The 25,039-nt window shown below is 61.4% G+C and carries 28 protein-coding genes; 14 read left to right on the forward strand and 14 right to left on the reverse strand.

Annotated features, from left to right (window positions below):
* Nucleotides 1-35: 35 nt before the first annotated feature.
* Nucleotides 36-1,565, reverse strand: a complete 1,530-nt coding sequence (gene norR, locus F8N43_RS18555; protein WP_150632313.1) for a nitric oxide reductase transcriptional regulator NorR — start codon at nucleotides 1,563-1,565, stop codon at nucleotides 36-38.
* 155 nt (nucleotides 1,566-1,720) lie between these two features.
* On the opposite strand from norR, the gene ytfE reads away from it, so the two are divergent.
* Nucleotides 1,721-2,395 carry an iron-sulfur cluster repair protein YtfE gene (gene ytfE, locus F8N43_RS18560; RefSeq protein ID WP_150632312.1) on the forward strand — a complete coding sequence of 225 codons (675 nt, stop codon included), beginning with the start codon at nucleotides 1,721-1,723 and terminating at the stop codon, nucleotides 2,393-2,395.
* Nucleotides 2,396-2,550: 155 nt separating this feature from the next.
* Here ytfE and F8N43_RS18565 read toward each other — a convergent pair whose 3' ends face one another.
* Both F8N43_RS18565 and F8N43_RS18570 read right to left on the reverse strand, forming a co-directional pair.
* Complete coding sequence (locus tag F8N43_RS18565; protein WP_150632311.1) at nucleotides 2,551-2,988, reverse strand: CopD family copper resistance protein; 438 nt, start codon at nucleotides 2,986-2,988, stop codon at nucleotides 2,551-2,553.
* Nucleotides 2,989-3,016: 28 nt separating this feature from the next.
* The gene (locus F8N43_RS18570) at nucleotides 3,017-4,207 is read right to left on the reverse strand and encodes an NnrS family protein (RefSeq protein ID WP_150654148.1); all 1,191 of its coding nucleotides are present in this window, start codon (nucleotides 4,205-4,207) and stop codon (nucleotides 3,017-3,019) included.
* 470 nt (nucleotides 4,208-4,677) lie between these two features.
* On the opposite strand from F8N43_RS18570, the gene F8N43_RS18575 reads away from it, so the two are divergent.
* The gene (locus tag F8N43_RS18575; RefSeq protein ID WP_150632309.1) at nucleotides 4,678-5,361 is read left to right on the forward strand and encodes a Crp/Fnr family transcriptional regulator; all 684 of its coding nucleotides are present in this window, start codon (nucleotides 4,678-4,680) and stop codon (nucleotides 5,359-5,361) included.
* 5 nt (nucleotides 5,362-5,366) lie between these two features.
* Nucleotides 5,367-5,549: a protein DnrP gene (locus tag F8N43_RS18580; protein WP_150632352.1), complete on the forward strand. Its 183-nt coding sequence runs from the start codon at nucleotides 5,367-5,369 to the stop codon at nucleotides 5,547-5,549.
* A gap of 8 nt (nucleotides 5,550-5,557) precedes the next feature.
* Here F8N43_RS18580 and F8N43_RS18585 read toward each other — a convergent pair whose 3' ends face one another.
* The 6 genes from F8N43_RS18585 to F8N43_RS18610 all read right to left on the reverse strand — a co-directional run bounded on the left by F8N43_RS18585 (nucleotide 5,558) and on the right by F8N43_RS18610 (nucleotide 11,187).
* The gene (locus F8N43_RS18585; protein ID WP_150654149.1) at nucleotides 5,558-7,399 is read right to left on the reverse strand and encodes a nitric oxide reductase activation protein NorD; all 1,842 of its coding nucleotides are present in this window, start codon (nucleotides 7,397-7,399) and stop codon (nucleotides 5,558-5,560) included.
* Between the two features lie 79 nt (nucleotides 7,400-7,478).
* Nucleotides 7,479-8,906 (reverse strand): cbb3-type cytochrome c oxidase subunit I, encoded by a 1,428-nt coding sequence (locus tag F8N43_RS18590; RefSeq protein ID WP_150654150.1) that lies wholly within the window; start codon nucleotides 8,904-8,906, stop codon nucleotides 7,479-7,481.
* A gap of 3 nt (nucleotides 8,907-8,909) precedes the next feature.
* Nucleotides 8,910-9,350, reverse strand: a complete 441-nt coding sequence (locus tag F8N43_RS18595; RefSeq protein WP_150632306.1) for a c-type cytochrome — start codon at nucleotides 9,348-9,350, stop codon at nucleotides 8,910-8,912.
* A 194-nt stretch (nucleotides 9,351-9,544) separates the two neighbouring features.
* Nucleotides 9,545-9,802: a cytochrome C oxidase subunit IV family protein gene (locus F8N43_RS18600; RefSeq protein ID WP_150632305.1), complete on the reverse strand. Its 258-nt coding sequence runs from the start codon at nucleotides 9,800-9,802 to the stop codon at nucleotides 9,545-9,547.
* Between the two features lie 10 nt (nucleotides 9,803-9,812).
* Nucleotides 9,813-10,400: a cytochrome c oxidase subunit 3 gene (locus tag F8N43_RS18605; protein WP_150654151.1), complete on the reverse strand. Its 588-nt coding sequence runs from the start codon at nucleotides 10,398-10,400 to the stop codon at nucleotides 9,813-9,815.
* Nucleotides 10,384-11,187 carry a CbbQ/NirQ/NorQ/GpvN family protein gene (locus F8N43_RS18610; protein ID WP_150632303.1) on the reverse strand — a complete coding sequence of 268 codons (804 nt, stop codon included), beginning with the start codon at nucleotides 11,185-11,187 and terminating at the stop codon, nucleotides 10,384-10,386. The genes F8N43_RS18605 and F8N43_RS18610 overlap by 17 nt, the downstream gene beginning before the upstream one ends.
* A gap of 199 nt (nucleotides 11,188-11,386) precedes the next feature.
* Here F8N43_RS18610 and nirS point away from each other — a divergent pair, with 199 nt between their 5' ends.
* From nirS to F8N43_RS18665, 11 genes are read left to right on the forward strand one after another with little or no spacing between them, the layout of a single operon-like run.
* The gene (gene nirS, locus F8N43_RS18615) at nucleotides 11,387-13,069 is read left to right on the forward strand and encodes a nitrite reductase (RefSeq protein WP_150632302.1); all 1,683 of its coding nucleotides are present in this window, start codon (nucleotides 11,387-11,389) and stop codon (nucleotides 13,067-13,069) included.
* Between the two features lie 24 nt (nucleotides 13,070-13,093).
* The gene (locus F8N43_RS18620) at nucleotides 13,094-13,408 is read left to right on the forward strand and encodes a c-type cytochrome (protein ID WP_150632301.1); all 315 of its coding nucleotides are present in this window, start codon (nucleotides 13,094-13,096) and stop codon (nucleotides 13,406-13,408) included.
* A gap of 19 nt (nucleotides 13,409-13,427) precedes the next feature.
* Nucleotides 13,428-13,751: a c-type cytochrome gene (locus tag F8N43_RS18625; protein WP_412071021.1), complete on the forward strand. Its 324-nt coding sequence runs from the start codon at nucleotides 13,428-13,430 to the stop codon at nucleotides 13,749-13,751.
* A complete protein-coding gene (locus tag F8N43_RS18630) occupies nucleotides 13,748-14,926 on the forward strand; it encodes a cytochrome D1 domain-containing protein (protein ID WP_150654152.1) in 1,179 nt (392 codons plus the stop codon). The genes F8N43_RS18625 and F8N43_RS18630 overlap by 4 nt, the downstream gene beginning before the upstream one ends.
* A gap of 1 nt (nucleotide 14,927) precedes the next feature.
* A complete protein-coding gene (locus F8N43_RS18635) occupies nucleotides 14,928-15,386 on the forward strand; it encodes an Lrp/AsnC family transcriptional regulator (protein ID WP_150632298.1) in 459 nt (152 codons plus the stop codon).
* Nucleotides 15,383-15,898, forward strand: coding sequence for an Lrp/AsnC family transcriptional regulator (locus F8N43_RS18640; RefSeq protein WP_150632297.1), 516 nt, complete (start codon nucleotides 15,383-15,385; stop codon nucleotides 15,896-15,898). The genes F8N43_RS18635 and F8N43_RS18640 overlap by 4 nt, the downstream gene beginning before the upstream one ends.
* Nucleotides 15,891-16,334: an Lrp/AsnC family transcriptional regulator gene (locus F8N43_RS18645; protein ID WP_150632296.1), complete on the forward strand. Its 444-nt coding sequence runs from the start codon at nucleotides 15,891-15,893 to the stop codon at nucleotides 16,332-16,334. The genes F8N43_RS18640 and F8N43_RS18645 overlap by 8 nt, the downstream gene beginning before the upstream one ends.
* The gene (locus F8N43_RS18650) at nucleotides 16,309-16,812 is read left to right on the forward strand and encodes an Lrp/AsnC family transcriptional regulator (RefSeq protein ID WP_150632295.1); all 504 of its coding nucleotides are present in this window, start codon (nucleotides 16,309-16,311) and stop codon (nucleotides 16,810-16,812) included. The genes F8N43_RS18645 and F8N43_RS18650 overlap by 26 nt, the downstream gene beginning before the upstream one ends.
* A gap of 26 nt (nucleotides 16,813-16,838) precedes the next feature.
* Nucleotides 16,839-18,017: a heme d1 biosynthesis radical SAM protein NirJ gene (nirJ, locus tag F8N43_RS18655; protein WP_150654153.1), complete on the forward strand. Its 1,179-nt coding sequence runs from the start codon at nucleotides 16,839-16,841 to the stop codon at nucleotides 18,015-18,017.
* A gap of 52 nt (nucleotides 18,018-18,069) precedes the next feature.
* Nucleotides 18,070-18,909, forward strand: a complete 840-nt coding sequence (cobA, locus tag F8N43_RS18660; protein ID WP_150654154.1) for a uroporphyrinogen-III C-methyltransferase — start codon at nucleotides 18,070-18,072, stop codon at nucleotides 18,907-18,909.
* The gene (locus F8N43_RS18665; protein ID WP_150654155.1) at nucleotides 18,906-20,399 is read left to right on the forward strand and encodes a nitrite reductase; all 1,494 of its coding nucleotides are present in this window, start codon (nucleotides 18,906-18,908) and stop codon (nucleotides 20,397-20,399) included. The genes cobA and F8N43_RS18665 overlap by 4 nt, the downstream gene beginning before the upstream one ends.
* 176 nt (nucleotides 20,400-20,575) lie before the next feature.
* Here F8N43_RS18665 and F8N43_RS18670 read toward each other — a convergent pair whose 3' ends face one another.
* The 5 genes from F8N43_RS18670 to F8N43_RS18690 form a co-directional block, all read right to left on the reverse strand.
* Nucleotides 20,576-21,319, reverse strand: coding sequence for an SDR family NAD(P)-dependent oxidoreductase (locus tag F8N43_RS18670; protein WP_150654156.1), 744 nt, complete (start codon nucleotides 21,317-21,319; stop codon nucleotides 20,576-20,578).
* Nucleotides 21,320-21,436: 117 nt separating this feature from the next.
* Complete coding sequence (locus tag F8N43_RS18675) at nucleotides 21,437-21,961, reverse strand: nitrous oxide reductase accessory protein NosL (protein WP_150632351.1); 525 nt, start codon at nucleotides 21,959-21,961, stop codon at nucleotides 21,437-21,439.
* 31 nt (nucleotides 21,962-21,992) lie between these two features.
* Entirely contained in the window at nucleotides 21,993-22,823 is an 831-nt protein-coding gene (locus tag F8N43_RS18680; RefSeq protein WP_150632290.1) for an ABC transporter permease, read from the reverse strand.
* Nucleotides 22,820-23,743 carry an ABC transporter ATP-binding protein gene (locus tag F8N43_RS18685; RefSeq protein ID WP_150632289.1) on the reverse strand — a complete coding sequence of 308 codons (924 nt, stop codon included), beginning with the start codon at nucleotides 23,741-23,743 and terminating at the stop codon, nucleotides 22,820-22,822. Before F8N43_RS18685 ends, F8N43_RS18680 begins: the two co-directional genes overlap by 4 nt.
* A complete protein-coding gene (locus F8N43_RS18690) occupies nucleotides 23,740-25,029 on the reverse strand; it encodes a nitrous oxide reductase family maturation protein NosD (RefSeq protein ID WP_150632288.1) in 1,290 nt (429 codons plus the stop codon). Before F8N43_RS18690 ends, F8N43_RS18685 begins: the two co-directional genes overlap by 4 nt.
* Nucleotides 25,030-25,039 lie beyond the last annotated feature (10 nt).

Here is a 25,039-nt window from a genome sequence, read left to right on the forward strand (position 1 = left end):
CGCAAACCGACCTTGACCGCCATCAACAGTGTTGATTACTTGAGTCGCAGACGCCGCGCCAGTTTGTGCAAATTGCTCGGGTCGACTTCCAGAATCCGCGCCGCGCTGGCCCAGTTTTCACCGGACAGGCTCAGCGCCTGGAGAATTTTCTTGCGTTGATAGTCGTCGACCGCTTCACCCAGCGGCTGGAACGGCAGATCAGCCGGCACAGCGTCGCAAGATTCTGTCGTCACCTGCGGTGCGTTCGTCGCACTGTCGAGGTCAAGAATCTCGGGTTCCAGCGTCATGATCAAAGCACGACTGGTACCGCGACTGAGCTGCTTCAATGCGGCACGGCTGATGACATGCTCCAGCTCGCGCACGTTGCCCGGCCAGGTATACGCCAGCAGCGCACGTTCGGCCGCCGGCGACAGACGCAGGCCACGCAGGCCGAGCCTTGCCCGATTGAGCTCAAGGAAATGCCCGGCCAGCATCAACACATCATTACCACGTTCCCGCAACGACGGGATCGGCACCGGATACACCGAGAGACGGTGATACAAATCGGCCCGAAACAAGCCATCGCGGATGCTGTCCGGCAGGTGCCGGTTGGTGGCGGCGATGATGCGCACATCGACATGCAGCGGCTTGTCGGCGCCCAGGCGCTGGATCTCGCCGTTCTGCAGAGTGCGCAGCAGTTTCGCTTGCACACTTAACGGCAACTCACCGACTTCATCGAGAAACAGCGTGCCACCGTTGGCCGCATCGAACCGCCCGGCGCGGTCACTGGTGGCGCCGGAGAAGGCGCCTTTGACATGACCGAACAATTCACTTTCCGCCAACGACTCCGGCAAGGCCGCGCAGTTGACCTGAATCAGCGGCTTGTGGCTGCGCCGTGACAGACGATGCAAGCGCCGCGCGAACAGCTCTTTGCCAACGCCGGTCTCGCCCAGCAGCAACACTGGCAAATCGGAGTCGGCCAGCACGTCCAGCTCATTGAGTAGCTGATGCAACACCTCACTCTGACCCAGGATCTCGCCCTCCTCGACCGGCATGCGCAAACCCTGGGGATCGCTGCGGGACAGACGCAAGCTGCGGTTTTCCTGTTCCAGGCGAGTGACCCGCACGGCCGCTTCGATCTGCAAGGTGCAGCGCTTGAGTTCCTCCCGGGCACGGCTGTCGAAGGTCCCGGCGTGCAGGGCATCGAGGGTGATCGCGCCCCAGATCCGGCCCTCGACATACAGGCTCACGCCCATGCAGTCATGCACCGGCAGCGGTTCGCCGATGTGGTTGTCGAGCAAACCGTCGTAAGGATCCGGCAGGCGGCTGTCGGGCTCGAACCAGACGGGTTCGCGCGATGCCATGATCGCCGCCAGTCGAGGATGCTGGGCGATGACGAACCGGCGCCCCAACGCTTCATGCACCAGCCCCACCGTCGCCACGGGCCTGAGGCTGTCGTCATCCAGACGCAACAATCCCACCGCGCCACTGTTGAAGTATTCGCGCAGGGTCTGGACCAATCGTTGCAACCGCACAGCATTGGGCAACTCGACAATCAGGTCGGCCGCCAGGCTTTCACGCAACATGGTTTTAATTACCCTCTATGGTGGGATTCACCCTAATGCGTCAGGGTGCGCATCACCACAACTAAAAATAAATTCATATTTATCAATAAGTTAAATATGGCATGCCCGATGCAACGAGCCAGAGGAACCGTTGAAACCCAAACAAGGAACCCCTGATGAGCCAGACCCTACTGGAACAAAGCCTCGGCCAACTGGCCTGCGACATTCCCGGCGCTACCCGGATCTTCCATAGCTTCAAACTGGACTTCTGTTGCGGCGGGCATAAAAGCCTGCGGGACGCGGCCCTCGGCAAAGACCTCGATCCGCTGCTGATTGCCGATGCCCTGCACACCCTGCAGGACGCTGGCGAAACCCAGCACGACTGGCGCACCGAAACGTCCGAGGCGTTGATTGCCCACCTCCTGACGCGCTACCACGCCCGCCATCGCGAGCAACTGCCGGAACTGATCCGGCTGGCCCGGCGCGTCGAGCAAGTGCATGGCGCACGCAGCAGCTGCCCCAATGGCCTGGCCGATCTGCTGAGCGACATGCAGCAGGAACTCGAAGGTCACATGCTCAAGGAAGAACAAGTGCTCTTCCCGATGCTGCAACAGGGCATCGGCCCTCAGGCCGCACCGCCGATCCAGGTGTTGCGCTTTGAACACGATCAACATGGTGAAGCGCTGGAAAAAATGCTCGCCCTGACCCACCACATCACGCCACCGGCCGATGCCTGCAATACCTGGCGCGCACTCTATCGCGGGCTGCTGGAATTCAAGGACGACCTGATGCAACACATTCATCTGGAAAACAACGTGCTGTTCATCAATGCCCTCAAACCGCGCCATTGATCGCACTAAACCCGTGACGCCGCTTTCGCGAGCCAGGCTCTCTCCCACATTGGATGACCGTCCCCTGTGGGCGTTGAGCCTGCTCGCGAATGGCGCCACCTCGGATTGACGGGTTTACAGCGCGATGTTCAACGCCATTACATTCACCGTCGCGATCAACCCTGCCAATAGAACATGGCCTTGGCCAGGATCACGATCAACACCATGTGCGCGAGAATGCTGCGGCGAATCCAGGTAGCGCGGGTCGTGGACAACCGCGCGCTTTTCAACCAATACGCCAGCAACAAGTAATGGCCGATGATGCTCAGGGCCAGGATGATTTTCAGGCTCAGCAACGTACCAAAACTGCTGGCCAGCGGCTGGCTCAAGACTCCGCGGTGTTGCCACGCGAGCGCGATGCCGGCGCCATACAACAGCAACACCACACCGTGCAGCACCTTGCGCGAGCGCACGGCAATTGCCTGATCCGCCGTCACTCGCGTCGTCTCTGCCAGCGGCTGGCGTGCGCGGTGCCAGATCACCACTTCGAAAAACAGCGTGCCGATGAAGGCGATGGCTGCCAGCAAATGCGCAATCAGCAAAAAGGGATACATCAGCACCCACCTCTGTTCGTTGGCCTGTTCAACCCGGATGACCGTCGACCCGAGCCCGCAGCAGCATCGGCCCATAGCGCCAGGCGTACAGCGCAAACGCCAGCGCCCAGCACAGGCCGGCCAGCCACAACGCCGGCAGGGGGAAAAACACAATCAACACGACCCGACTCAGACACGCCAGGTTGAGCAAAATGAACGCCAAGGTCATGCCCGACGGAGGCTCCAGCGCACGGCCGGTATGCCCGAGCGTTACCCGGGCGATCATCGCCAGCACCAGACCGCCCATGGCCCCGATGGTCAGGCAATGCACCGCCAGGCTCGGGTTCAGCGGCACGCCGAAATGCCACAGCGCCATGCCGAGACAAGCCACCGCCAACCAGCCGTAAGCCAGGTGCAGCGACCACAACAACGGCACGCGCCACAGTGCGCGATCGTGCCAGCGCACCAGCCGTACCAGATGCCCCGCGCCCAGCACCGCGAACAGTAAGCCCACCCAAATATTGGGGTTGAGCGCAGGGCCGGCGGCATACAACAACGCCACCAGGGGCGAGCCAATCAGCAGCAGCCAATCCAGCCACGGCCAAGGTGCAACAGCGTCAACCCGACCGAGGCCGCGCTGGGTGAAAAACGGAATGACGCGCCCACCGATCAACCCCATCATGGCCGCCACCAGCCAGATGCCGGTCAGCACGCCCTGACGCTGCCAGCCTTCATGACCTTCGACCAACCCCAACAGAGACAATCCGTCGGCCCCGGCCAGCAACAGCAGAACCGCCACAATCGGGTAGTTGCGCTTTTGCCGCACCTTCCACAGCGTGAAGCCCATCAACACCGCCACCGCCAGCGGGAACGCCATTTCCAGCACCACCAGCAGCGGCCATGGCGCATTGACCAGCCACGCCACGCGCGCCGCCAACCACAGCAGCGCCAGGGCGGCCAACGGTTTGCCGCTAAGGCCAGGTCGACCGGTCCAGGTCTGAACGGCCGTCAGCAGGAAGCCTGCAATAATTGCCAACCCGAACCCGAACAGCAATTCATGCCGATGCCAGCCCAGCCAACCGCCGGCCGGCTGCCAGGCGGACAACGAACCGCTGAAGGCCGCCAGCCAAAGCGGGATGGCCAGCACGGCCAACAGGCCGCCCGCGAGGAAGAACGGCCGAAAGGCCAGTCGTAACAGTGGCGCGATGGTCATCGCTTTACGGCGGTCAAGCACTTGCATAAAGCCACTCCTTTACCTTGTTGCTGAACCGGCGCCAACGTGCGCGCCAGGTAAATCCAAGTGCAATCATCGGGTATTGCCGAGCAATTGCCTTTGTCGCAGATCAAGTGTGCAAGGGCCGTGCCCCCGCTACAGATCAACGGCCGGCGGCGCATCTTTACTGCCAAGACGACTGGCACAGGGTACAAATGACCATTAAAGGGTTGTTTTAACCCTGATTGCGTTGGTCTTTTTTACCCTGCCCCTCTTCTATCCCAATAAACAAAGGCCTCCAGGCATGGCCCGCGTCTTGCTCAAGCCTTGGGAACTCAAAGCAACCTCGATCCCGGGAGCCCTCATGAAAAAAGTCGTCCAGCCTCTGGCCTGGTTTGTGGTGTTGACCTCCGTGCTGGCGCTGGCCAGCGGCATTTCCCTGGGCCTTGTCTGATTCTTGATCGCAAGCCCCTCCTCAACTTTCAGGATGAATTCCCATGGTGCTCCATCGCGTCCATCACCAGATTCTGCGCAGCCATCATTTGTTCGAGCCGTTGAACGAAGAACAGTTGGATGAATTGATGAGTACCAGCCATTTGCTGAGCATCGACAAAGGCGAGCCGTTGTTCCGTCAGGGCGAACCGGCCGATTCGTTCTACTTCGTGATTGCCGGGGCGGTGAAAATCTACCGCCTGACACCCGACGGGCAGGAAAAAGTATTTGAGGTCATCGGCGATCGGCAAACCTTCGCCGAAGCGATGATGCTGATGGACACTCCGAACTACGTGGCCTCGGCCGAAGCGGTCTGCCCAACCCAGCTCTACCGGTTATCCAACAGCACCTACATGCGCTTGCTGCAGAGCAACAGCCGTCTCACCTTCGCGCTGCTGGGCAAGCTCTGCGTTCGCCTGCATCAACGGGTCAACGAAATCGAAACCCTGTCACTAAAAAACGCCACCCACCGGGTCGTGCGTTATCTGCTGACGCAACTGGTGCGCCAGCAAACCATCGACAGTCAATTCGAACTGCCGATGGCCAAGCAACTGATTGCCGGCCACCTGTCGATCCAGCCGGAAACGTTTTCGCGGATCATCCGCCGTCTGATCGATGAAAAAATCATTACCCAGGACGGCCGCCAGATCGCCATTCTTGATCGTCCGCGCCTGGAACAGTTCGAGTGAGCAGCATGCCCGTCTGCCTGTATTGCCAACACGCCAATCCATCAAAAGACACCGAATGCCGCCAATGCGGCATGCCGCTGCCGGCATTGGCCGAACGCGCCGGGGAGCGCCGGCAGCGTCGGTTCATGGGGTTCTGCATCGGCCTGACGATTTTTTGCGTGGCGATGTTTTTCTGGCTGCCGCGCTGAAGCCAGGGTCACGGCTGGGTCAACTGGCGATACAACTGCGGCAAGCGCAGCGGTAGTTGTTCGGGCTGGCGGATCAAGGTGTAGCCATTGGCGCCGAACATGTACGGCAGGTAGTCCCCGGCCTCGCGATCAATCGTGATACAGAACGGCGTCAATCCCTGGCGCCGAGCCTCCCGCACCGCCTCGCGGGTGTCCTCCACGCCGTAACGGCCCTCATACACATCCAGATCATTCGGTTTGCCATCGGTCAGCAGCAGCAACAATTTGCTCCGCCGCTTGCTCTTGCCCAGCAGTTGGGTAGCCTGGCGAATGGCGGCGCCCATGCGTGTGTAATAACCCGGTTTGAGCCCCTGAATGCGACCTCGGGTGCTGTCGTCATAGCGCTGGGTGAACGACTTGAGTTCCTGCATGCGCACTTGCTGGCGACGCAACGAGGAAAACCCGTACAAGGCGAAATCATCCCCCAGCACCGACAGGGTTTCGCCGAACAGCAGCAGGCTGTCGCGAATAACGTCGATGACACGATGCTCATCGTTGAGATGGGCGTCGGTGGACATCGACACATCGGCCAGCAACAGGCACGCGAGGTCGCGGCGGGTCTGTCGTTGTTCCATGAACAAACCCCGTTCGGCGCACTGGCCATGTTCGCGCTCAACGTGAAAATCCAGCCAGGCTTGCAGGTCGAGTTCAGAGCCCTGAGGCTGCTGGCGTAACCACTGACGGTCATTGCGCACGTGCTCGAACTGGCGGCGCAAGCGGCGCGCCGAGGCCTTGAGCCGTGACGGCAGCGGCTGCGCTTCACAGTCGCGCGGCACCATCATTTGCAGATTGACGAAACCGTCCTGCATCTGCTGTTTGCGATAATCCCACTCCGGCAACTTGATGCCTTCGCCCAGGGGAATATCGTCGACATCGGCCGGCGGCAGATCCAGGTGCAGCTTGAGGCCGCCGCCCTTGCGCAGACGGGTACGCGACAGCGTCAGTTCGTCCAGGTCCTGCGCGACTTTGGCAGCGTCCGGGTCCTCGCTGTCGTCTGACCAGCGATCCAGGTCGACGTGTTCGGTCCAGCTGAACAGGTTCTCCAGGCGCACGATCAACAGGCCACCATCACGGGTGCTTTCATCGATCCGCGTGGCGCGTTTGCGTCCGCCTTTCTGTTCGCCGGGTGACGTGGTCAACGATTCTTCGGACTCATCCCCCAGATCGGCTGCCTGCGGGCTGGCGAGGTTTTGCGGCGGGTACAACCACAGAGGCAGCGGCCAGGCGGCGCGTTCGCTGCGAGGAAAATGCTCGACACTACCGGGCTCGCGCAATGCCTGGCACAACGTGCGTTCCAAGGCTGCTTCGCTGGCGGTCAAGGAGGACGGATCCGGGCGCAATTGCAGATGAGCATCGACCAAACGTTTATACCGAGCGCGCAACGCGGGAAAGCGCTGCAACAGCTGTTGGGTCCAGCGCTGATTGTCCCGCCCCCAATGCCGCATCTGCCCGGCCTGAGCCGCCAGTAGCGCGAGCCAACGATAGAGTTCCTCGTTCAAAGCGACTTCAGGAAACACCGCCAGGCTCGCCGGCAGCCGAAGATTGGCCTCGTCGCACCACGCCAATGGCACTTGTTTGCAGGTGCCGGCGATTTGCTGCAACAGGTTGCGCCGCAGCAGCAGATCGCGGTCGCTGGCGGCTTCGACACCGACGCCACTGGCGCCGCCCATGGCGCGGAACAGCAGCGCCAGCGGGCGTTGCAGGCTGGCCAGTTCGACCCGTGCTTCGGGGAAGTCCGGGCTGGCGCGTCGGGTAATGAAACGATGCCAGACACTGCCTACCCACTCTTCCAGTTCGACGGTAAAGGCCATGGTATTTGCCCTTTTCTGTAAACCAAAAAAACGGCCCGCTGTATCAGCCGGGCCGACCTTTTCTAGCCGTTACACCGGCTCATGAAGGGACAACAGCAGCCGGGGCGCGCAAGGCTGCGCGGCCGCGTTGCTTGAAGCTGAACAGGTAACAGAGCAGCCCTGCGAGGAAACCGAGACCGGCGCCAAAACGAGCCCAGAACAACACCTGCAGATGTTCGACCGTGGACATGAAGGGCAAGGCCACCCCATCGACCTGCCAGCGTTGCAGGTAGACCTGTACGACACCGGCAGCGGTGAGGAACAGCGTAATCATCACCATCGACAAGGTCATTAACCAGAAGCCCCAGATTTCGAAGGTCTGCGAGCGCTCGTCGCCGGCCTCACCCAATCCGCGCAGCCGTGGCATGGCGTAGCTGATCAAGGTCATCACGATCATGGCGTAAGCGCCGTAGAAGGCCAGGTGACCGTGAGCCGCCGTCAGTTGTGAACCATGGGTGTAGAAGTTGACAGGTGCCAGGGTATGCAAGAAGCCCCACACGCCAGCGCCGAAGAAGGCAGTTACCACGGTGCCCTTGGCCCACAACGTGGCCGCGCGGTTCGGGTGTTGCCGACGACGGTTCTTCACCATGCTGAACGCGAAGATCACCATGGCCAGGAACGGCAGCGGTTCGAGTGCGGAGAAGATCGAGCCGACCCACAACCAGACCTCGGGCGCACCAATCCAGAAGAAGTGGTGACCGGTGCCGATAATCCCGGTAATCAGCGCCATGGCGATGATCACGTAGAGCCATTTTTCCACGACTTCCCGGTCTACCCCGGTGATCTTGATCAGCACGAAGGCGAGCATCGAACCCATGATCAGTTCCCACACGCCTTCCACCCAAAGATGCACCACCCACCACCAGTAGAACTTGTCGCGGGCCAGGTTGCCGGGGTTGTAGAAGGAGAACAGGAAGAACACCGCGAGCCCGATCAACCCGGTCATCATCACCATGCTGACGGTGGTCTTGCGACCTTTGAGCAGGGTCATGCCGATGTTGTAGAGGAAGCCCAGGCACACCACCACGATACCCATTTTGGTGATGGTCGGTTGCTCGAGGAACTCCCGGCCCATGGTCGGCAGCAGCTCGTTGTGGGTCAGTCTGGCGAGGCCCGCATAAGGCACCAGCAGATAACCGAGGATCGTCAGCACACCGGCAGCCGCGAACACCCAGAACAGGATGATCGCCAGTTTCGGGCTGTGCAGCTCACGATCGGCTTCTTCCGGAATCAGGTAGTAGGCCGCCCCCATGAAGCCGAACAGCAGCCAGACGATCAGCAGGTTGGTGTGCACCATCCGCGCCACGTTGAACGGAATGATCGGGAACAGGAAGTCTCCGATCACGTATTGCAGGCCCATGATCAAACCGAACAGCACCTGACCGAGGAACAGGATCAGGGCAAACACGAAGTACGGTTTGGCCACGGCTTGCGAGGCGAATTTCAGATGTGGATTGGCAATACTCATCGCTCAGCCCTCCTTGTTTGGCGGCCAGCCATTGGTGTTGATTTTCGAGCTCCATTTGAGGAACTCGGCGATGTCATCCACCTCCTGCTCGCTCAATTTGAACTGTGGCATCGCGCGCCGGCCCGGTACGCCCAGCGGCTGCATTTTCATCCAGGCATGCAGGAAAGGCTTGAAGCCCTCTTCCCCGCCGCGCCGCTGAAAGACGTTGCCCAGTTCAGGCGCAAAGTAGGCGCCCTCGCCCAGCAGCGTGTGGCAGCCGATGCAGTTGTTTTGCTCCCAGACTGTCTTGCCGCGAATCACTGACTCGGTTAACTGCGCTTCATTGCTGCGCACCGGGAAGGTCTGTTCCGTGTGATAGGTCAAGGCCAGGAATACCAGGAAGAAGAAGATGCTTCCCCCGAAGTAGATATTCCTGGCCATGCCTTTGGTGAAGGTCTCTGACATGGTCGCTTCCTCTTTGCTTGGCCCGTCCATGATAGGAAGCGAAGGGTTGAAACCTGCTTGATGGCGATCAAGAAAGGCAGATGGTTTTGGTCGGGTATTACTGGAAACGCAGATCGAATGTGGGAGCGCTTTGTGTCAGATGGTCGGTTTATTTGAGGGTGTACATATCCGTTCCTGCGATAACGGATATGTACTCAATCAACCACTAACAGCATCAACCCCAAAACCACCGCCAACACCAACGCCCAGCTCAACATCAACCGGCGCCACAGTCGCGGAGCGTGGCGCATCTCCATGAAGCCCTCGGTGATCAGCCACGCCTTGCCCACCGCCACCAGCAAGATGGCAATCGACAGCAGCGATGTCGCGCCAATGTGGGCCAACACCACCGTGCACACACTTAACGTCGCAAGCGCCGCCCAACAGACGAGCAGTACCCTGGAAACAGACATGAAAACCTCGTCAACTCAGCACGTAGACCAGCGGAAACAGCACGACCCAGATCAAATCGACCATGTGCCAATACAACACGCCGGATTCAAAACCACTGCGGTTATGGGCGTCGTGCAGCCCACGACGGCAACGCTCGGCCAGCCATCCGAGGATGAACATGCCGAGCACTACATGAAGGAAATGAAACCCGGTGAGGATCCAGTACAGCGTGAAAAACGTGTTGTGCTCCATGTCCAGCCCAGAGGCCAACAAGTGTCGGTACTCGCTGACTTTCAACACCACGTACACACTGGCGGCGAGCAACGCGGCCAGCAGCCAGAAAGCACCGGGGCGCGGCCTTGAGCGCCTGACTTGCTCCTGCGCCAGCGCCGCGAAGAGCCCGGCGGTGAGCAGGCTCAGGGTCATCGCCAGGCCCGTCGAGGTGTTGAGCAAAAGTCGGCTTTCGCTGAACAGTTGCGGCTTGAGCGTCTGGGTCACGGCGAACGCCAGAATCAGAATGGCAAACACCGACAGCTCGGCCAGAATGAAAAACCACATCGCCAGATCGCCCGGCAAATGCCTGGGCGCCACATCGCTGGGCTCAACCGAAGTGGACATCAACCACGTCCATCAGCGCCGCAACGGTCAGCGGATCATCGCTCAGCGGCTCGGCCAGGCAAGCCATGCACGCCTCACGCGGGCTCATGCCGGCGCGGATCATTCGTGCGGTGAAAATCAGCAACCGCGTCGAAGCAACTTCCTCCAGATCATGCTGATCGAGCCGGCGCAGCGCCTGCCCCAGCCTGACCACTTGCGCCGCCAGCGCGCTGTCCACCTGAGCCTCGCGGGCAACAATGCGCTCCTCATCGGCCACCGGCGGGTAACCAAAACGCATCGCCACGAAGCGTTGCCGGGTACTGGGTTTCATGCCTTTGAGCAGGTTCTGGTAACCGGGGTTGTATGACACCACCAGCATGAATGACGGCGGTGCCTGCAACACTTCACCCGTGCGTTCCAGGAACAACTCTCGGCGATCGTCGGCCAGCGGATGCAACACCACCACGGTGTCCTGGCGTGCCTCGACCACTTCGTCGAGATAACAGATGCCGCCTTCACGCACGGCACGGGTCAACGGTCCGTCCTGCCACCACGTGCCCTGGGCACCGATCAGATGACGGCCGATCAGGTCAGCCGCGCTCAAGTCGTCGTGGCACGCCACGGTGTACAGCGGCAGGTTCAACCGATGAGCCATGTGCTGGACGAAACGGGTCTTGCCGCATCCCGTCGGCCCCTTGATCAGCACCGGCATGCCGTGTCGCCAGGCTTGTTCGAACAGCACCTCCTCATTATTGAGTGGTTGGTAGAAGGGTTCGGCCTTGTTTTCGCCAGTCGGGAGATGGTCCATGGGGCACCTGATTCAACAACGGAATTGAGGGACACGCTACGGACCCCTGCGACAACCTGGCAAGTGACATGGCCGGCAAACTTGATCGCCGTCAAGCAAGCATTGGCCTGCTCGGGCATAGCCTTGCAGCGCACTAAGAACCTGCGTCCTGTGCTGCCGTTTCAGTACATCGCAAAGGTCTTGCCTGAGGAGAAATGGAATGCTGATCAGCAATAGAAAAACGTTTGCTCTGACCGTCGCCACCCTGTGTTCGACGCTGGCCTTTGCGGTGTCTCACGCGGCCAGAGCCGACGAGCCCGCCGCCTCCCCCCCCTTGGTAAAAACCGCTGGCGCTCCCGACATGAGCCAGGCCGAGTTCGACTCATCCAAGGAAATCTACTTCCAACGCTGCGCCGGCTGCCACGGCGTGCTGCGCAAAGGGGCGACCGGCAAGCCGCTGACCCCGGACATCACCCAGTCTCGCGGGCAACCGTTCCTGGAGGCGTTGATTACCTACGGTTCACCGGCAGGCATGCCGAACTGGGGGACGTCCAATGCACTGACCAAGGAGCAAATCACGGCCATGGCCAAGTTCGTTCAGCACACGCCGCCGACGCCGCCGGAATGGGGCATGGCCGAGACGCTGAAAACCTGGAAAGTGCTGGTCAAACCCGAGGATCGTCCGAAAAAGCAATTGAGCAAACTCGACCTGCCCAACCTGTTTTCGGTGACGTTGCGTGACGACGGCAAGATTGCCCTGATCGACGGCGACAGCAAGAAAATCGTCAAGCTGATCGAGACCGGTTATGCGGTGCACATCTCGCGGATTTCCGCCTCGGGTCGCTACTTGCTGGTGATTGGCCGCGACGCCCGGATCGACATGATCGACCTGTGGCCGGTGGAGCCGACCAAGGTCGCCGAAGTCAAAGTGGGCATCGAAGCGCGCTCGGTCGAGACCTCCAAGTTCAAGGGCTACGAGGACAAGTACACCATCGCCGGTTCCTACTGGCCGCCGCAATTCACCATCATGGATGGCGAAACCCTGGAACCGAAACAGATCGTCTCGACACGCGGCATGACCGTCGACAAGCAGGAATATCACCCTGAGCCGCGGGTTGCGGCGATCATCGCGTCGCACGAATGGCCAGAGTTCATCGTCAACGTCAAGGAAACCGGCAAGGTCATGCTGGTCAATTACCAGGACATCAAGAACCTCACCGTCACCTACATCGACGCTGCGCCGTTCCTGCATGACGGCGGTTGGGACAGCACCCACCGCTACTTCATGACCGCCGCCAACAACTCCAACAAAGTCGCCGTAATCGACTCAAAGGAGCGCAAGTTGACCGCGCTCGTGGACGTCGGCAAAACCCCGCACCCTGGGCGCGGCGCCAACTTCAACCATCCGACCTACGGACCGGTCTGGGCCACCAGCCACCTCGGCGACGAAGGCATCTCGCTGATCGGCACCGACCCGGTCAAACACGCGCAATACGCCTGGAAACAGGTCGCCTCGATCAAGGGCCAGGGCGGCGGATCGCTGTTCATCAAGACCCACCCCAACTCCCGCCACCTGTACGTCGACACCACCCTCAACCCGGACGCAAAACTCAGTCAGTCGGTGGCAGTGTTCAACATCGACAAGCTCGACGCCGGCTACACCGTGCTGCCCATCGCCGAATACGCGGGCATCAAGCAAGGGGCGATGCGCGTCGTGCAACCGGAATACAACAAGGCCGGCGATGAAGTCTGGTTCTCCGTGTGGAGTGGCCAGGCCGACGAGTCGGCGCTGGTGGTGATCGACGATAAAACCCTGAAGCTCAAATCGGTCATCAAGGACAAACGACTGATCACACCCACCGGAAAATTCAACGTCTACAACACCCAACACGACATCTATTGAGCTTCATCAATGCAAGGAAACACCATGAAAAATACTCTGTTTTCACTGTTCGCCCTGACCGCTGCGCTGAGTGCGCAACCGGCCATGGCCCAGGACCCGCTGGCGCTGTTCAAGAGCAAACCCTGCGCCGCCTGCCATGCCATCGACACCAAACTGGTCGGCCCGGCACTCAAGGACGTAGCGGCCAAGAATGCGGGCGTGGCCGGGGCCGCGGACACCCTGGCAAGTCATATCAAAAACGGAACACAAGGCAACTGGGGACCGATGCCAATGCCGGCAAACCCGGTCACGGATGAGGAAGCGAAGATTCTCGCGACCTGGGTTCTGACGCTCAAATAACCGCCAGGAGGGCGCCATGATGGTTTATCGAAAGGCTCTGATTCTGGCGGCCCTCCTCCTCATTTGCGCAACCACGGTTGCCGCGCCCGACGCCCGGCGTCAGGCGCAACTCGAACACTTGCTGGCCCAGGACTGCGGCGCCTGCCATGGGTTGCACATGACCGGCGGGCTCGGCCCCGAGCTGACCCGCACAGCGCTGGCGGGCAAGCCCAGGGACAGCCTGATCGCCACTGTCACCCATGGCCGGCCCGGTACCGCGATGCCCGGTTGGGCCCCCCTGCTCAGCACCGACGACATCCGTTGGCTGATCGATCTACTTCTTCAGGGATATCCCGCACCATGATCCGTTCAATCCTGCTGTCAGCGGCGACCGGGCTGTTGTTGTCCGCCTGTGCTCAGCCACCCTTGCGTGGCACCGGCGACTTGGGCGTGATGGTGGAGCGCGCCACCGGCAGCGTGCAAATCATCGAAAGCGACACCCGCACTTCGCTGGCCCGACTCGAAGGCTTGGGCGACCTGTCCCATGCCTCGGTGGTGTTCTCCCGCGACCAGCGCTATGCCTATGTGTTCGGCCGTGACGGCGGGCTGAGCAAGGTCGATCTGCTGACCCGACGCATCAACCATCGAGTGATCCAGGGCGGCAACAGCATCGGCGGCGCCATCAGTCAGGACGGCAAATTGATCGCCGTGTCCAACTACGTGCCCGGTGGGGTCAAGGTGTTCGATGCCGACACCTTGCAGTTGGTAGCCGACATTCCCGCCACCCCGCTGGCCGATGGCAGCAAGCGTTCCCGCGTGGTCGGTCTGGTCGACGCGCCCGGCCAGCGTTTTGTGTTCAGCCTGTTCGACACCGGCGAAATCTGGACCGCCGATTTCAGCCAGGGCACTGCCCCGCTGATCAGCCGCTTCACCGACATCGGCCAGCAACCCTACGACGCGCTGATCACCCCCGACGGGCGCTATTACATGGCCGGGCTGTTCGGTGAGGACGGCATGGCGCAACTCGACCTCTGGCATCCCGAACGTGGGGTAAAGCGGGTGCTCGGCGATTACGGTCGCGGCCAGGAAAAACTGCCGGTCTACAAAATGCCGCACCTGGAGGGCTGGGCCGTCGCCGACCACCAGGCCTTCGTCCCCGCGGTCGGTCGCCATCAAGTGTTGGTAATGGATTCGCGCACCTGGCAGCAGAGCGCAGTCATCCCCGTGGCCGGCCAACCGGTGTTCGTCACATCGCGCCCGGACGGCCGGCAACTGTGGGTCAATTTCGCCTACCCGGACAACGATCGGGTCCAGGTGATCGACACCGAAACCCACGCCGTGGTCGCCGACCTGCGACCGGGCCCGGCGGTGCTGCACATGGAATTCACCGCGCGCGGCGATCAGCTGTGGCTGTCGCTACGCGACGGCAATCAGGTTCAGGTCTGGGACCCGTACAGTCTGAAACAGCTGAGCACCCTGCCGGCCGCTGCGCCGAGCGGCATCTTCTTCAGCAGTCGCGCACAAAAAATGGGGTATTGAAATGAACCTCGACCTGCTTGCCCGCCAATTGATCGATCGTTTCCAGCATGGCATGCCGCTGTGCCCGGAACCTTATCGTGAAATGGCCCAGGTGCTGGGGTGCAGCGAGTCGCACGTCATGGCCTGCCTGCAACGTCTGGAACTGGCCGGGGCCTTGTCGCGGGTCGGCCCGGTGTTCGAACACAGCCGTGCCGGCGCCAGCACCCTCGCCGCCCTCGCCGTGCCCGCCGAGCGCCTGCATCAGGTCGCCGAGCGCGTCAGCCAATACCCCGAGGTCAATCACAACTATGCGCGCGAACATCACTACAACCTGTGGTTTGTGTTGACCGGTCCTGATCGCCAACACATCGAGCGCATTCTCGAAGAATTGGAGCACGACACCGGCCTCACCCCGCTGGACCTGCCGATGTTGACCGCTTACCGCATCGACCTCGGCTTCGCCCTGGGAGAAAGCCCATGAACGCGCCGTTGAGTCCCGCACAGGCACTGGCCCTGCGTCGACACCTGGAAGGTGGGTTGCCGCGGCTCTCGCGTCCCTATCAGGCACTCGCCGAACGGATCGACGCCGAAGAAAACCAGGTGCTCGCGCAAATGCACCAGTGGCATGAGCAAGGTTTGTTCCGCCGGGTTGGCCTGGTGCTCAAGCATCGCGCGCTGGGCTACACCGCCAACGCGATGCTGGTGCTGGATATTCCGGACGCGTTGATCGACGAAGTCGGTCAGCGCCTGGGGCGAGCGGCCGGCATCACTCTTTGCTATCAACGGCCGCGGCGCCTGCCGTACTGGCGATACAACCTGTTTTGCATGGTTCACGGTCGCCAACGCGATCAGGTCGCCGCGCACATTCAGGCGCTGCTCGAAGAACACTTGCTGAGCGACCTGCCCCACCAACTGCTGTTCAGCACCCACGCCTTCAAACAGTGCGGCGGGCGCTTTGCGCCTTCATCAACAGGAGCACCCGACCGTGGATGACCTCGACCGTCAACTGATCAACCGTTTGCAACTGGGCCTGCCGCTGGTGCGCCATCCCTGGAACGTGCTGGCCGCCGAACTGCACAGCAGCAGCAGCGAACTGCTTGATCGTCTCCACGCACTGCTGGAAGACGGCGTGCTCACGCGCTTCGGCCCGATGTTCGACATTGAAAGGCTGGGCGGTGCCTTCACCCTCGCAGCGCTGTCGGTGCCGGAAGAACGCTTCGAAGACGTCGCCGAGCAACTGCTTGCCCTGCCGGAAGTGGCCCACAACTATCGTCGCGAACATCCCTGGAACATGTGGTTTGTCCTCGGCTGCCCGACCGAACAAGGCATTGCCGAGACCCTGCAGCGCATTGAAACCCTGACCGGCCTGCCGCCGCTGAATCTGCCCAAAGAGGAGACCTACCATGTCGGTTTGTATTTCCCGGTCTGAAGAGCCCCTGGCCCATCGTCTGATCGAACTGACCCAGAGCGGCCTGCCATTGCTCGACGATCCTTGGGCCTGGCTCGCCGAACAACTGGACTTGAGCATCGAATCCACCCTGGACTTGCTCAAGCGTTTGCAGGCCGAGGGTGCCATCAGGCGCATCGCTGCCGTCCCCAATCACTACCGTTTGGGCTACCGCTACAACGGCATGACGGTCTGGGATGTGCACGACGCCGACATGCCGCGCCTCGGCGCGCTGATCGGCGCACAGCCTTTCGTCAGCCATTGCTATCGACGCCCGCGCCGAGCGGGTTGGCGCTACAACCTGTTTGCCATGGTCCACGGTCGCAGCAGCGAGGAAATCGACAGCTACCGCGAACACCTGCGCTACTTACTGGGCGATGCCTGTGTGGCCGACGAAATGCTGGTGAGCAGCCGCATCCTGAAAAAAACCGGTTTGCGTCTGCCACCCGCGTCGCGCTGAACACGCGCCGACTCAAGGAGAGTTGCATGTTGAGGATCAGCCAATACCTGCGCGCGCTGGCCGGCCAGGCCCCCGCGCCCAGAACCAGCCCGCCGGGCAGCAACCGGCCGCCCGTAGTGATCTGGAACCTGCTGCGACGCTGCAACCTGACCTGCAAACACTGTTACGCGACCTCGGCCGACAGTGTCTTTCGCGATGAACTGGATACGCCCGCCGCCTTGTCCGTGATCGATGATCTGCACGCTGCCGGGGTGAAGGTGCTGATCCTGTCCGGCGGTGAACCGCTGTTGCGTGATGATCTGTTTGTGCTCAGCGCCTACGCCCGTGCCAAGGGTTTCTTTGTTGCCTTGTCCACCAACGGCACGCTGATCGATGAGCACAACATCTCGCAGATCCGTGCCGCCCATTTCGATTATGTCGGGATCAGCATCGATGGCCTGGAAGCCACCCATGACGCCTTCCGCCAACTCAAGGGCAGTTTTGCCAGTTCCATGCGAGCGATCCATCTCTGTCGCGAACAGGGTATTCGGGTCGGCCTGCGCACCACCCTGACCCAGGAGAACCACGCACAGCTTCCCCAATTGCTGGCGCTGATGCGCGAGTACGACGTGCAAAAGTTTTATCTGTCGCACCTCAACTACAGCGGTCGCGGCAAACGCAGTCGCATGCTCGACGCCCGACAACAGATGAGCCGAGAGGCGATGACGCTGATTTTCGAACGTGCCTGGGAAGACATCGCGCAGGGACGCGACAGCGATTTCGTTAGCGGCAACAACGATGCCGATGCGGTTCTGCTGCTGCAATGGGTGGGGCTGCATCTGCCCGAACATTACCCGCATCTGGAGCACATGCTTCGCGCCTGGGGTGGTAACGCCTCGGGCAGCGGCATCGCCAACATCGACAACACCGGCGAAGTGCACCCGGACACCTATTGGTGGCAGCACTCGGTGGGCAACGTGCGGCACACGCCGTTCCGCACCCTGTGGCTGGATCGGCCGGACGCCTTGTTGCAGCAACTGCGTATGCATCCGCGCGCCGTCGGTGGGCGCTGTGGCCAATGCCGCTGGCTGGACATCTGCAATGGCAACACCCGAACCCGCGCCTGGGCCGAAGGCGATCTGTGGGGGCAGGACCCCGGTTGCCACCTCAGCGATGAAGAAATCGGTGTGCCGCCCGTCACGACAATCCCTTGCGTCATGCACTGAAGCATCCGCCTGGCGAGCCCCGGCCAACCTGATGAAGAACCAAGGACGTCCCATGCACCCATCGATTGTTTTACCGGCCGCACTTGCGTCCCTGTTCAGACCGGGCGAAGTCGCTCTGGTCGGCGCGGGCCCCGGCGATCCCCGCCTGCTGACCCTGCGCGCCTGGAGCTTGTTGATGCAGGCTGACGCCGTGGTTTACGACCGCCTGATCAGCCCTGACCTGCTGACGCTGATCCCCCTCACTTGCGCCCGGCATTACGTCGGCAAGGCCAGCGGCTGCCACAGCCTGCCCCAGGAACAGATCAACGAGCTGCTGGCCGACCTGGCCGATCAAGGACAGCGCGTGGTCCGGCTCAAGGGCGGCGACCCGTTCATCTTCGGGCGCGGCGCCGAGGAGTTGCAGTATCTGCTCCAGCGCAACATCGACTGCCAGGTAGTTCCGGGCATTACCGCGGCGTCCGGGTGCAGCGCTTACGCCGGTATCCCGCTGACGCACCGGGACCTGGTCAATTCCTGTCGATTCATCACCGGCCACTTGCAACATGACGGCGAGTTGAAACTGCCCTGGCGCGACCTCGCCGACAGCAGCCAGACCCTGGTGTTTTACATGGGCTTATCCAACCTCGGGGTTATCGCTCAGCGTCTGATCGAAGCGGGGTTGTCGGCCAACACACCGGCAGCGCTGATCAGCAACGGTTCGCGGCCCGACCAGCACGTTGCCCGTGGTTTGCTGCATCAGCTGCCGACGTTGGCGCTGGACTGCCCGCCCGGTATCCCGACGCTGACGGTGATCGGCAAGGTGGTCGATCTGTTCGCTGCACAACCGATGGAATACCCGGCGCGCTTTTATCCCGTTCAGGCGCTGCAACGTCGCGGCAAGGTGGCGCCATGAAGCGCGGGCTGCTGGTGCCGTTGTTATGGGTGTGTGCCGCCCATGCTGGCGCTGCTGTTCCGGCACTTGAACACGCCGCGAGCGACTACCGGCAGCATTGCCAAGGCTGCCATGGCGCCAACCGTTTCGGCGGCACCGGGCCGGCGTTGCTGCCCGAGAGTCTGAGCCGGATCAAACCCGACGAAATCCGCAGCGTGATCCAAAACGGTCGCCCCGCAAGCCAGATGACCGGGTTTGCCAACGTGTTCAACCCGGCGCAGATCGACGCGCTGGTGAGTTACCTGCAGCAACCGCCCGCCACCCAGCCCACCTGGAGCAACGACGAGATTCGCGGCAGTCACACAATACTTGCCGACATCAGCAAACTGCCCACCACGCCCCAGCATGGCGCCGATCCGCTGAACCTGTTTGTGGTGGTGGAAGCCGGCGATCACCACATCAACATCCTCGACGGCGATCGTTTCGAGGTGCTGGCGCGGTTCACCTCGCACTTTGCGGTGCACGGCGGGCCGAAGTTCTCGCCGGACGGACGCTTCGTCTACATCGCCTCGCGCGATGGCTGGGTCAGCCTGTATGACCTGCACAACCTGAAGCTGATCGCCGAAGTCCGCGCCGGGCTCAACACCCGTAACCTGGCGGTGAGCAAGGATGGTCGCTGGGTGCTGGTGGGCAATTATTTACCGGGCAATCTTGTCGTCCTGGATGCCCGCGACCTGTCGCTGGTCAAGACCATTGCGGCGATCGGCCAGGACGGCACCGCGTCACGGGTCAGTGCGGTCTACACCGCTCCGCCACGGGACAGTTTCATCGTCGCGCTCAAAGATGTGAAAGAGGTCTGGGAGCTGTCGAGCGCCGGTACACCGAACTTCGAACCGCGACGGATCGAGGCTGAAGACCGGCTCGACGACTTTTCCTTTTCTCCGGACTACAAGCAGTTGTTGGCCACGTCGCGCAAGGCCAAGGGTGGCCAGGTGATCGACCTCGACAGTGGCAAGGTGGTCACCGACATACCGTTGCCGGGCATGCCGCACCTGGGGTCCGGGACTTATTGGAAACGTAATGGCCAGTGGGTGTTTGCCACGCCGAACATCAGCAAGGGGCTGATCTCGGTCATCGATTTCAAGACCTGGAAATTGATCAAGGAAATCCCGACCTTGGGGCCGGGGTTCTTCATGCGCAGTCACGTCAATTCGCGGTATGCCTGGACCGACGTGTTCTTCGGGCCAGACAACGATGCGATTCATTTGATCGACAAACAGACCCTGGAAATCGCCCACACTTTGCGTCCGATGCCTGGCAAAACGGCGGCGCACGTCGAGTTCACTCGCGATGGGCGCTACCTGCTGCTGAGCATCTGGGCTACCGATGGCGCGCTGATTGTGTACGACAGTAATACCCTCAAAGAGATCAAGCGCCTGCCGATGAACAAGCCGTCGGGTAAATATAACGTCGGTAACAAGATTGAGTTTGTGGAGGGGACTTCGCATTAGATCTTGGTGTATATCCGTTTCTGCGGTCACGGCGGCTTAGGGTTCCGCTCTTACAGCGGGTCACTTTGGAAAAGCCTGCGCGGCCCGGCGAAAAGTAACCCGCCGTAAGGGCGGAACCCTAAGCCGCCGTGACCCCAGAAATGGATATGTACTCGGTCAACAAAACACGGACCACATCACCCCAAGGTATAACCGTTATCAACCTTCCAATCCTGCCCATAGACACCCCGGGCGCCTTGGGACAGTTGAAAAATAATCACATTGGCCACCGCCGATGCATCGAGAAAATGCCCCGGTAACAGACGCTTGCCAAGGGTATCAGCGACGTCATCGAGCTCCCCATCGCTCAACCCCAGGTTGTCCCACATCGAGGTCGCGGTCGGCCCCGGGGAAACCAGGTTGATGCGCACATCGTAACGGGCAAATTCCACCGCCAGCGTGCGCGCCTGTGCCGCCAGTGCGGCCTTGCCGGCAATGCAGGCGGCCAGGCCAGGGAAGCTCGAACCCGTCAGGAAGCTGCCGACAAACACCACCGAAGCAGGGCTCGCCAGCTCACCGCGCAATGCCGCCAGGGTGTTCAACGCGCCGGCACCGTTGACCGCCCATTGGCGCTGGAAGGCCGGCATGTCCAGGCTGTCGGCCATTTCGGCAATGCCGGCGTTGGGCACCAGATAATCCACCCGCCCCAGCTTCGCCGCCCGCCGGGCCAAGCCTTGCAGGTCGTCTTCGCAAGTCACGTCCCCGGCGCACCAGTGCAGCCGCTCGCCGTAGATCTGCTGCAAGGCCGGCAATTCACCGACGGTGCGCGACATCGCCAGCACCTTGACCCCGCGCGGCAACAGCGCGGCGCACAAAGCCAGGCCAATCCCGGAGCTGGCACCGGTGATCACCGCCAATCGATCCTGAAACTCGGTTTGCATCATGTTCTCCTGGGCATCTTCAATGCCAAGCTTTGGGGACGTCGCGAGTCCCCATCTTTGAACAGATGCAAAAATACCGACTTGACGGCGATCAGATTTTCTCGATGACGCGACGGCTCAATGAGTTGAGTGCGACATGGCTGGCTGCTGCAGCAGCGCCTGATCGATTTCGCTGAAGCGCAGTACACGACCGCCCTGCTCCCCCGCCAGTTTTTCAGCGGCCTGCTGGCTGGAGAACGACGCCAACACCACGCCCATCGCCCCTTTGAGCCGGGTGCCAACCACGTAATACGCGTCTTTGGCATCGATCAGCCGGGTGTCATCCGGCGCATTCCAAGGGCTGTGCCCCATGTCGTGGACGTACAGCCTGGCGTCGCCATGATGGTTTTCCGGCTGCAACCACCAACCGATCATTTCCGCCGTGGAGCAGAATTTCTTGATGCCGCTGCGCTCGACCACTTCGCCCTTGGGTCCGGGGAAGCCATCAATGATCATGCCGCAGACATGGCATTCGTCACTGGGATGGAAAGCGCTGGGCGCCTCGCTGTAGCTGGCTTGCACAGGTTTGTCACATGCCGTCAGCAGCACACAGACCATCAGGGCTGCCAGGGTGCGTAACGTCTTCCAATCAAGCGTTCTCATCATCAGGTGCTCCAAAAACCAAAGTAAGAATTCATGTCGCCCGTCGACGGAACAGCAGCCAGGCCGCCCCCAAAGGCACCGCCACCCACAGCAACAGGCAGAGCCAGAGCATCGAGCCCGGCACCGGTAAATCGCTGCCCAGGGTCAGCACGCCAGCGGTACTGGCAACGGCGTCGAAACCGGAAAGATTGATCAAGCGATAGAGGTCGGCGGGATTGAGCAGCAGCAACCAGGGCAACACCTTCGGGTTGAAGTGCCCTTCGCTGAGCACCAGCAGTGCCAGCAGCGCGAGGTCGAACACCATCACGAAAAAGAACCACACTCCCAGCGCCAGCCCGGCGGCCGTGGATTTCTCGGCGGCCACACTGCTCAGCACATAGGCCAGCCCCAGAAAACCCCAGCCCAGTAACGTCGACGACAGCATGAAACGGGCAAACGCCCAGAGCAGCAGGTTCAATTCGACGTCCTCGACCAGCACGGCGATGGCCAGCATCGCGCAGCCGAACCCGATCAGCGTCGCCAGCGCCAGGATCAATCCGTGGCCAATGAACTTGCCGAGCAGGATGTGCCCGCGCCCCAGCGGATAGGTCAACAACAGCAGCAAGGTGCCGCTTTCGTCCTCGCCGACAATGGCGTCATACGCCAGCAGCAAGGCAATCAGCGGCATCAGGAACGTCGCCAGGCTGGCCAGGCTGGCGATGGTCGCGGGCACCGAGGTAAAGCCCAACTGGCCGGACGCCGCCGCGCCCAACCAGGCAATGCCAGTGGCGAGCACCGCGAACAACAGACTGATTGCCAACAACCAGCGGTTGCGTAAACCGTCATTGAACTCCTTGCGGGCCATGTTCCAGATCGGGTTCATAGAATCTCTCCACTGTGGGTCGCAGCGGCCCGTCCCATGTAATAGCGGTAGATGTCTTCAAGCGACGGAGGGTCGATTTCTACATCAGCCGGCTCGTCCTCCGTGAGCAACTGGCGCAGCAGGCCAAGCTTGCTGCCATTGAGCGCGGCCACTTCGAGCCCTTCCACCCCCCAACGCCGAGTGACATGCCCGGCAATGTTCCACGATGCCTGCAAGGGCCCGGCGTGCTTGAGCCCGTTGGCGCGAATCAGTGTCGGTAACCCGGCTTCCTCGCGCAGGCTGCGCAGACTGCCGAGGGCCAGCAGCCGTCCCTGGGTCAGAATCGCCGCACGATTGATATGCGCCTCGACCCCCGGCAACACGTGGGAGCAGAGAATGACGCTGGTGCCCTGGCTGCGCAGACGATCGAGCAGCCGATACAGGTCTTGCGTAGCGATGGGATCGAGGCCGACGGTGGGTTCGTCGAGCAACAACAAGCGCGGCTCACCGAGCAAGGCCTGCGCCAGCCCGAGGCGCTGGCGCATGCCTTTGGAGTAGGTCTTGACCCGTCGATGCGCGGCCCCCCCCAGGCCTACCTCCTCCAGCAGCCCGTCCACTTGAGCGAACGCGGCACCTTTGAGTCGAGCGAAATGACGCAAGGTTTCCAGGCCGCTCATCTGCGGATAAAACGTGACGTTCTCCGGCAAATAGCCCAGCAGACGCCGGACATCCGGATCACTGGGCAAGCGGCCGAACACCCTAACCTGCCCTTCGCTGGCCTGCAGCAAACCGAGCACCAGTTTCATGCTGGTGGTCTTGCCCGCGCCGTTGTGTCCGAACAAACCCAACACTTCGCCTTCGGCCAGGCTCAGGTTCAATTGATGCAACACGGTAGTGTGCCCATAACGCTGGCTGACGCCTTCCAGGTCGACGACATTCATGTGACGGGCTCCTTGGTCAGGGTTTGCGTGGTGGACTTCATCAACGGATGGCTATCGAGTACGCCCGGCGACTTCATTACCGGAAACGCCCGTTGCACCCAGCGCAGCAGTTCGATGCCGGGGCTGTTCATCAACAGGCGCACCTGCGGATACAGCCACAGCAGGCGGTCGACGTTGTCGTTGGGTTCGTAGGCGATATCGCCCAGACCATCGTTGTTGCGGTCCCAGCCCAGGTAATCGCTCCAGTAATTGCCCCGGCCATCCGCCGACCATTCCTGCAAGCGGGTGGCGACGTATTTGACCTGACGCTGATTGCCGACAAACGCGTTGTCGGCGATGCGGTTGTCTTCGGAGCCGGCGGTGAGGTGAATGCCCACGGCGCTGTGCTCGAAGTGGTTGTGCTCGATGCGGTTGAACAGCGAGTTGTAGATGAACAACGCCTTGCCCTCGGCGCCGCTGATCATGCTGTCGCCGGTCGAGCCGTCGCGCACGTCGGTGACGAAGTTGTCGCGCAAGGTTGAATAGGTGATGTAGTTCATCAGGATGCCGTAGTTCTGATCCTGCTCGGAGCGGTTGCCGATCACCGTGAGCTTGCGGCTTTGCATCAAGGCGTAGCCGGTGCGGGTGCGGCGGGTGGTGTTGCCGATCAGCTGATTGTCGTTGGCGAACATGTAATGCACGCCGTAGCGCAGGTCTTCCAGGATATTGCCTTGCAGCAGGTTGCCGTTGGAGGTGTCGATGTAGATGCCATCGCGGGTGTCGCGCACCTGGTTGCCGATGACCCTGGCGCCATGCACCGCGTACAGGTGAATGCCGTTGCCGCGATCCTGGGAACGCAGCGTCGGATCGCCCTGGATGCGGTTGTCGATCAGGCTCGCATCCTGGGTCCCATCGACCCAGATCCCGAAACCCTGACCTTGCAGGCGATTGCCCTTGATCACCGCGCCACGGGCCTTGGGCTGGAGGAACACCGCCGCATTCATCGCGGTGAGGTCGCGCCCCCAGTCCAGAAACGTGCAGCCCTCGATGCCGACATCCGGCGCGCTGACAATCACCCCGTTGCCCTGCCCTTGCGCCTGAAACACCGCGCCGGGCTCGCACACAATCTGCATCGGTTGATCGACGCTGAACGAGCCACGGTATTCGCCCGCCGGCAGGTGCCAGCGTTGTTCCGCATCAAGGCGCATCGGCAAGGTGGTAATGGGTTGCACCGCCAGCACGCTGCCGGGCATCAGCAGGAGCGCAAGCGCAATCACCTTGATCGGGTTTCCCTTGATGTCGGTCATCGGTCCGCTC

Origin of the sequence: Pseudomonas fluorescens (assembly GCF_902498065.1) — a bacterium.
Taxonomy (GTDB): domain Bacteria; phylum Pseudomonadota; class Gammaproteobacteria; order Pseudomonadales; family Pseudomonadaceae; genus Aquipseudomonas; species Aquipseudomonas fluorescens_BJ.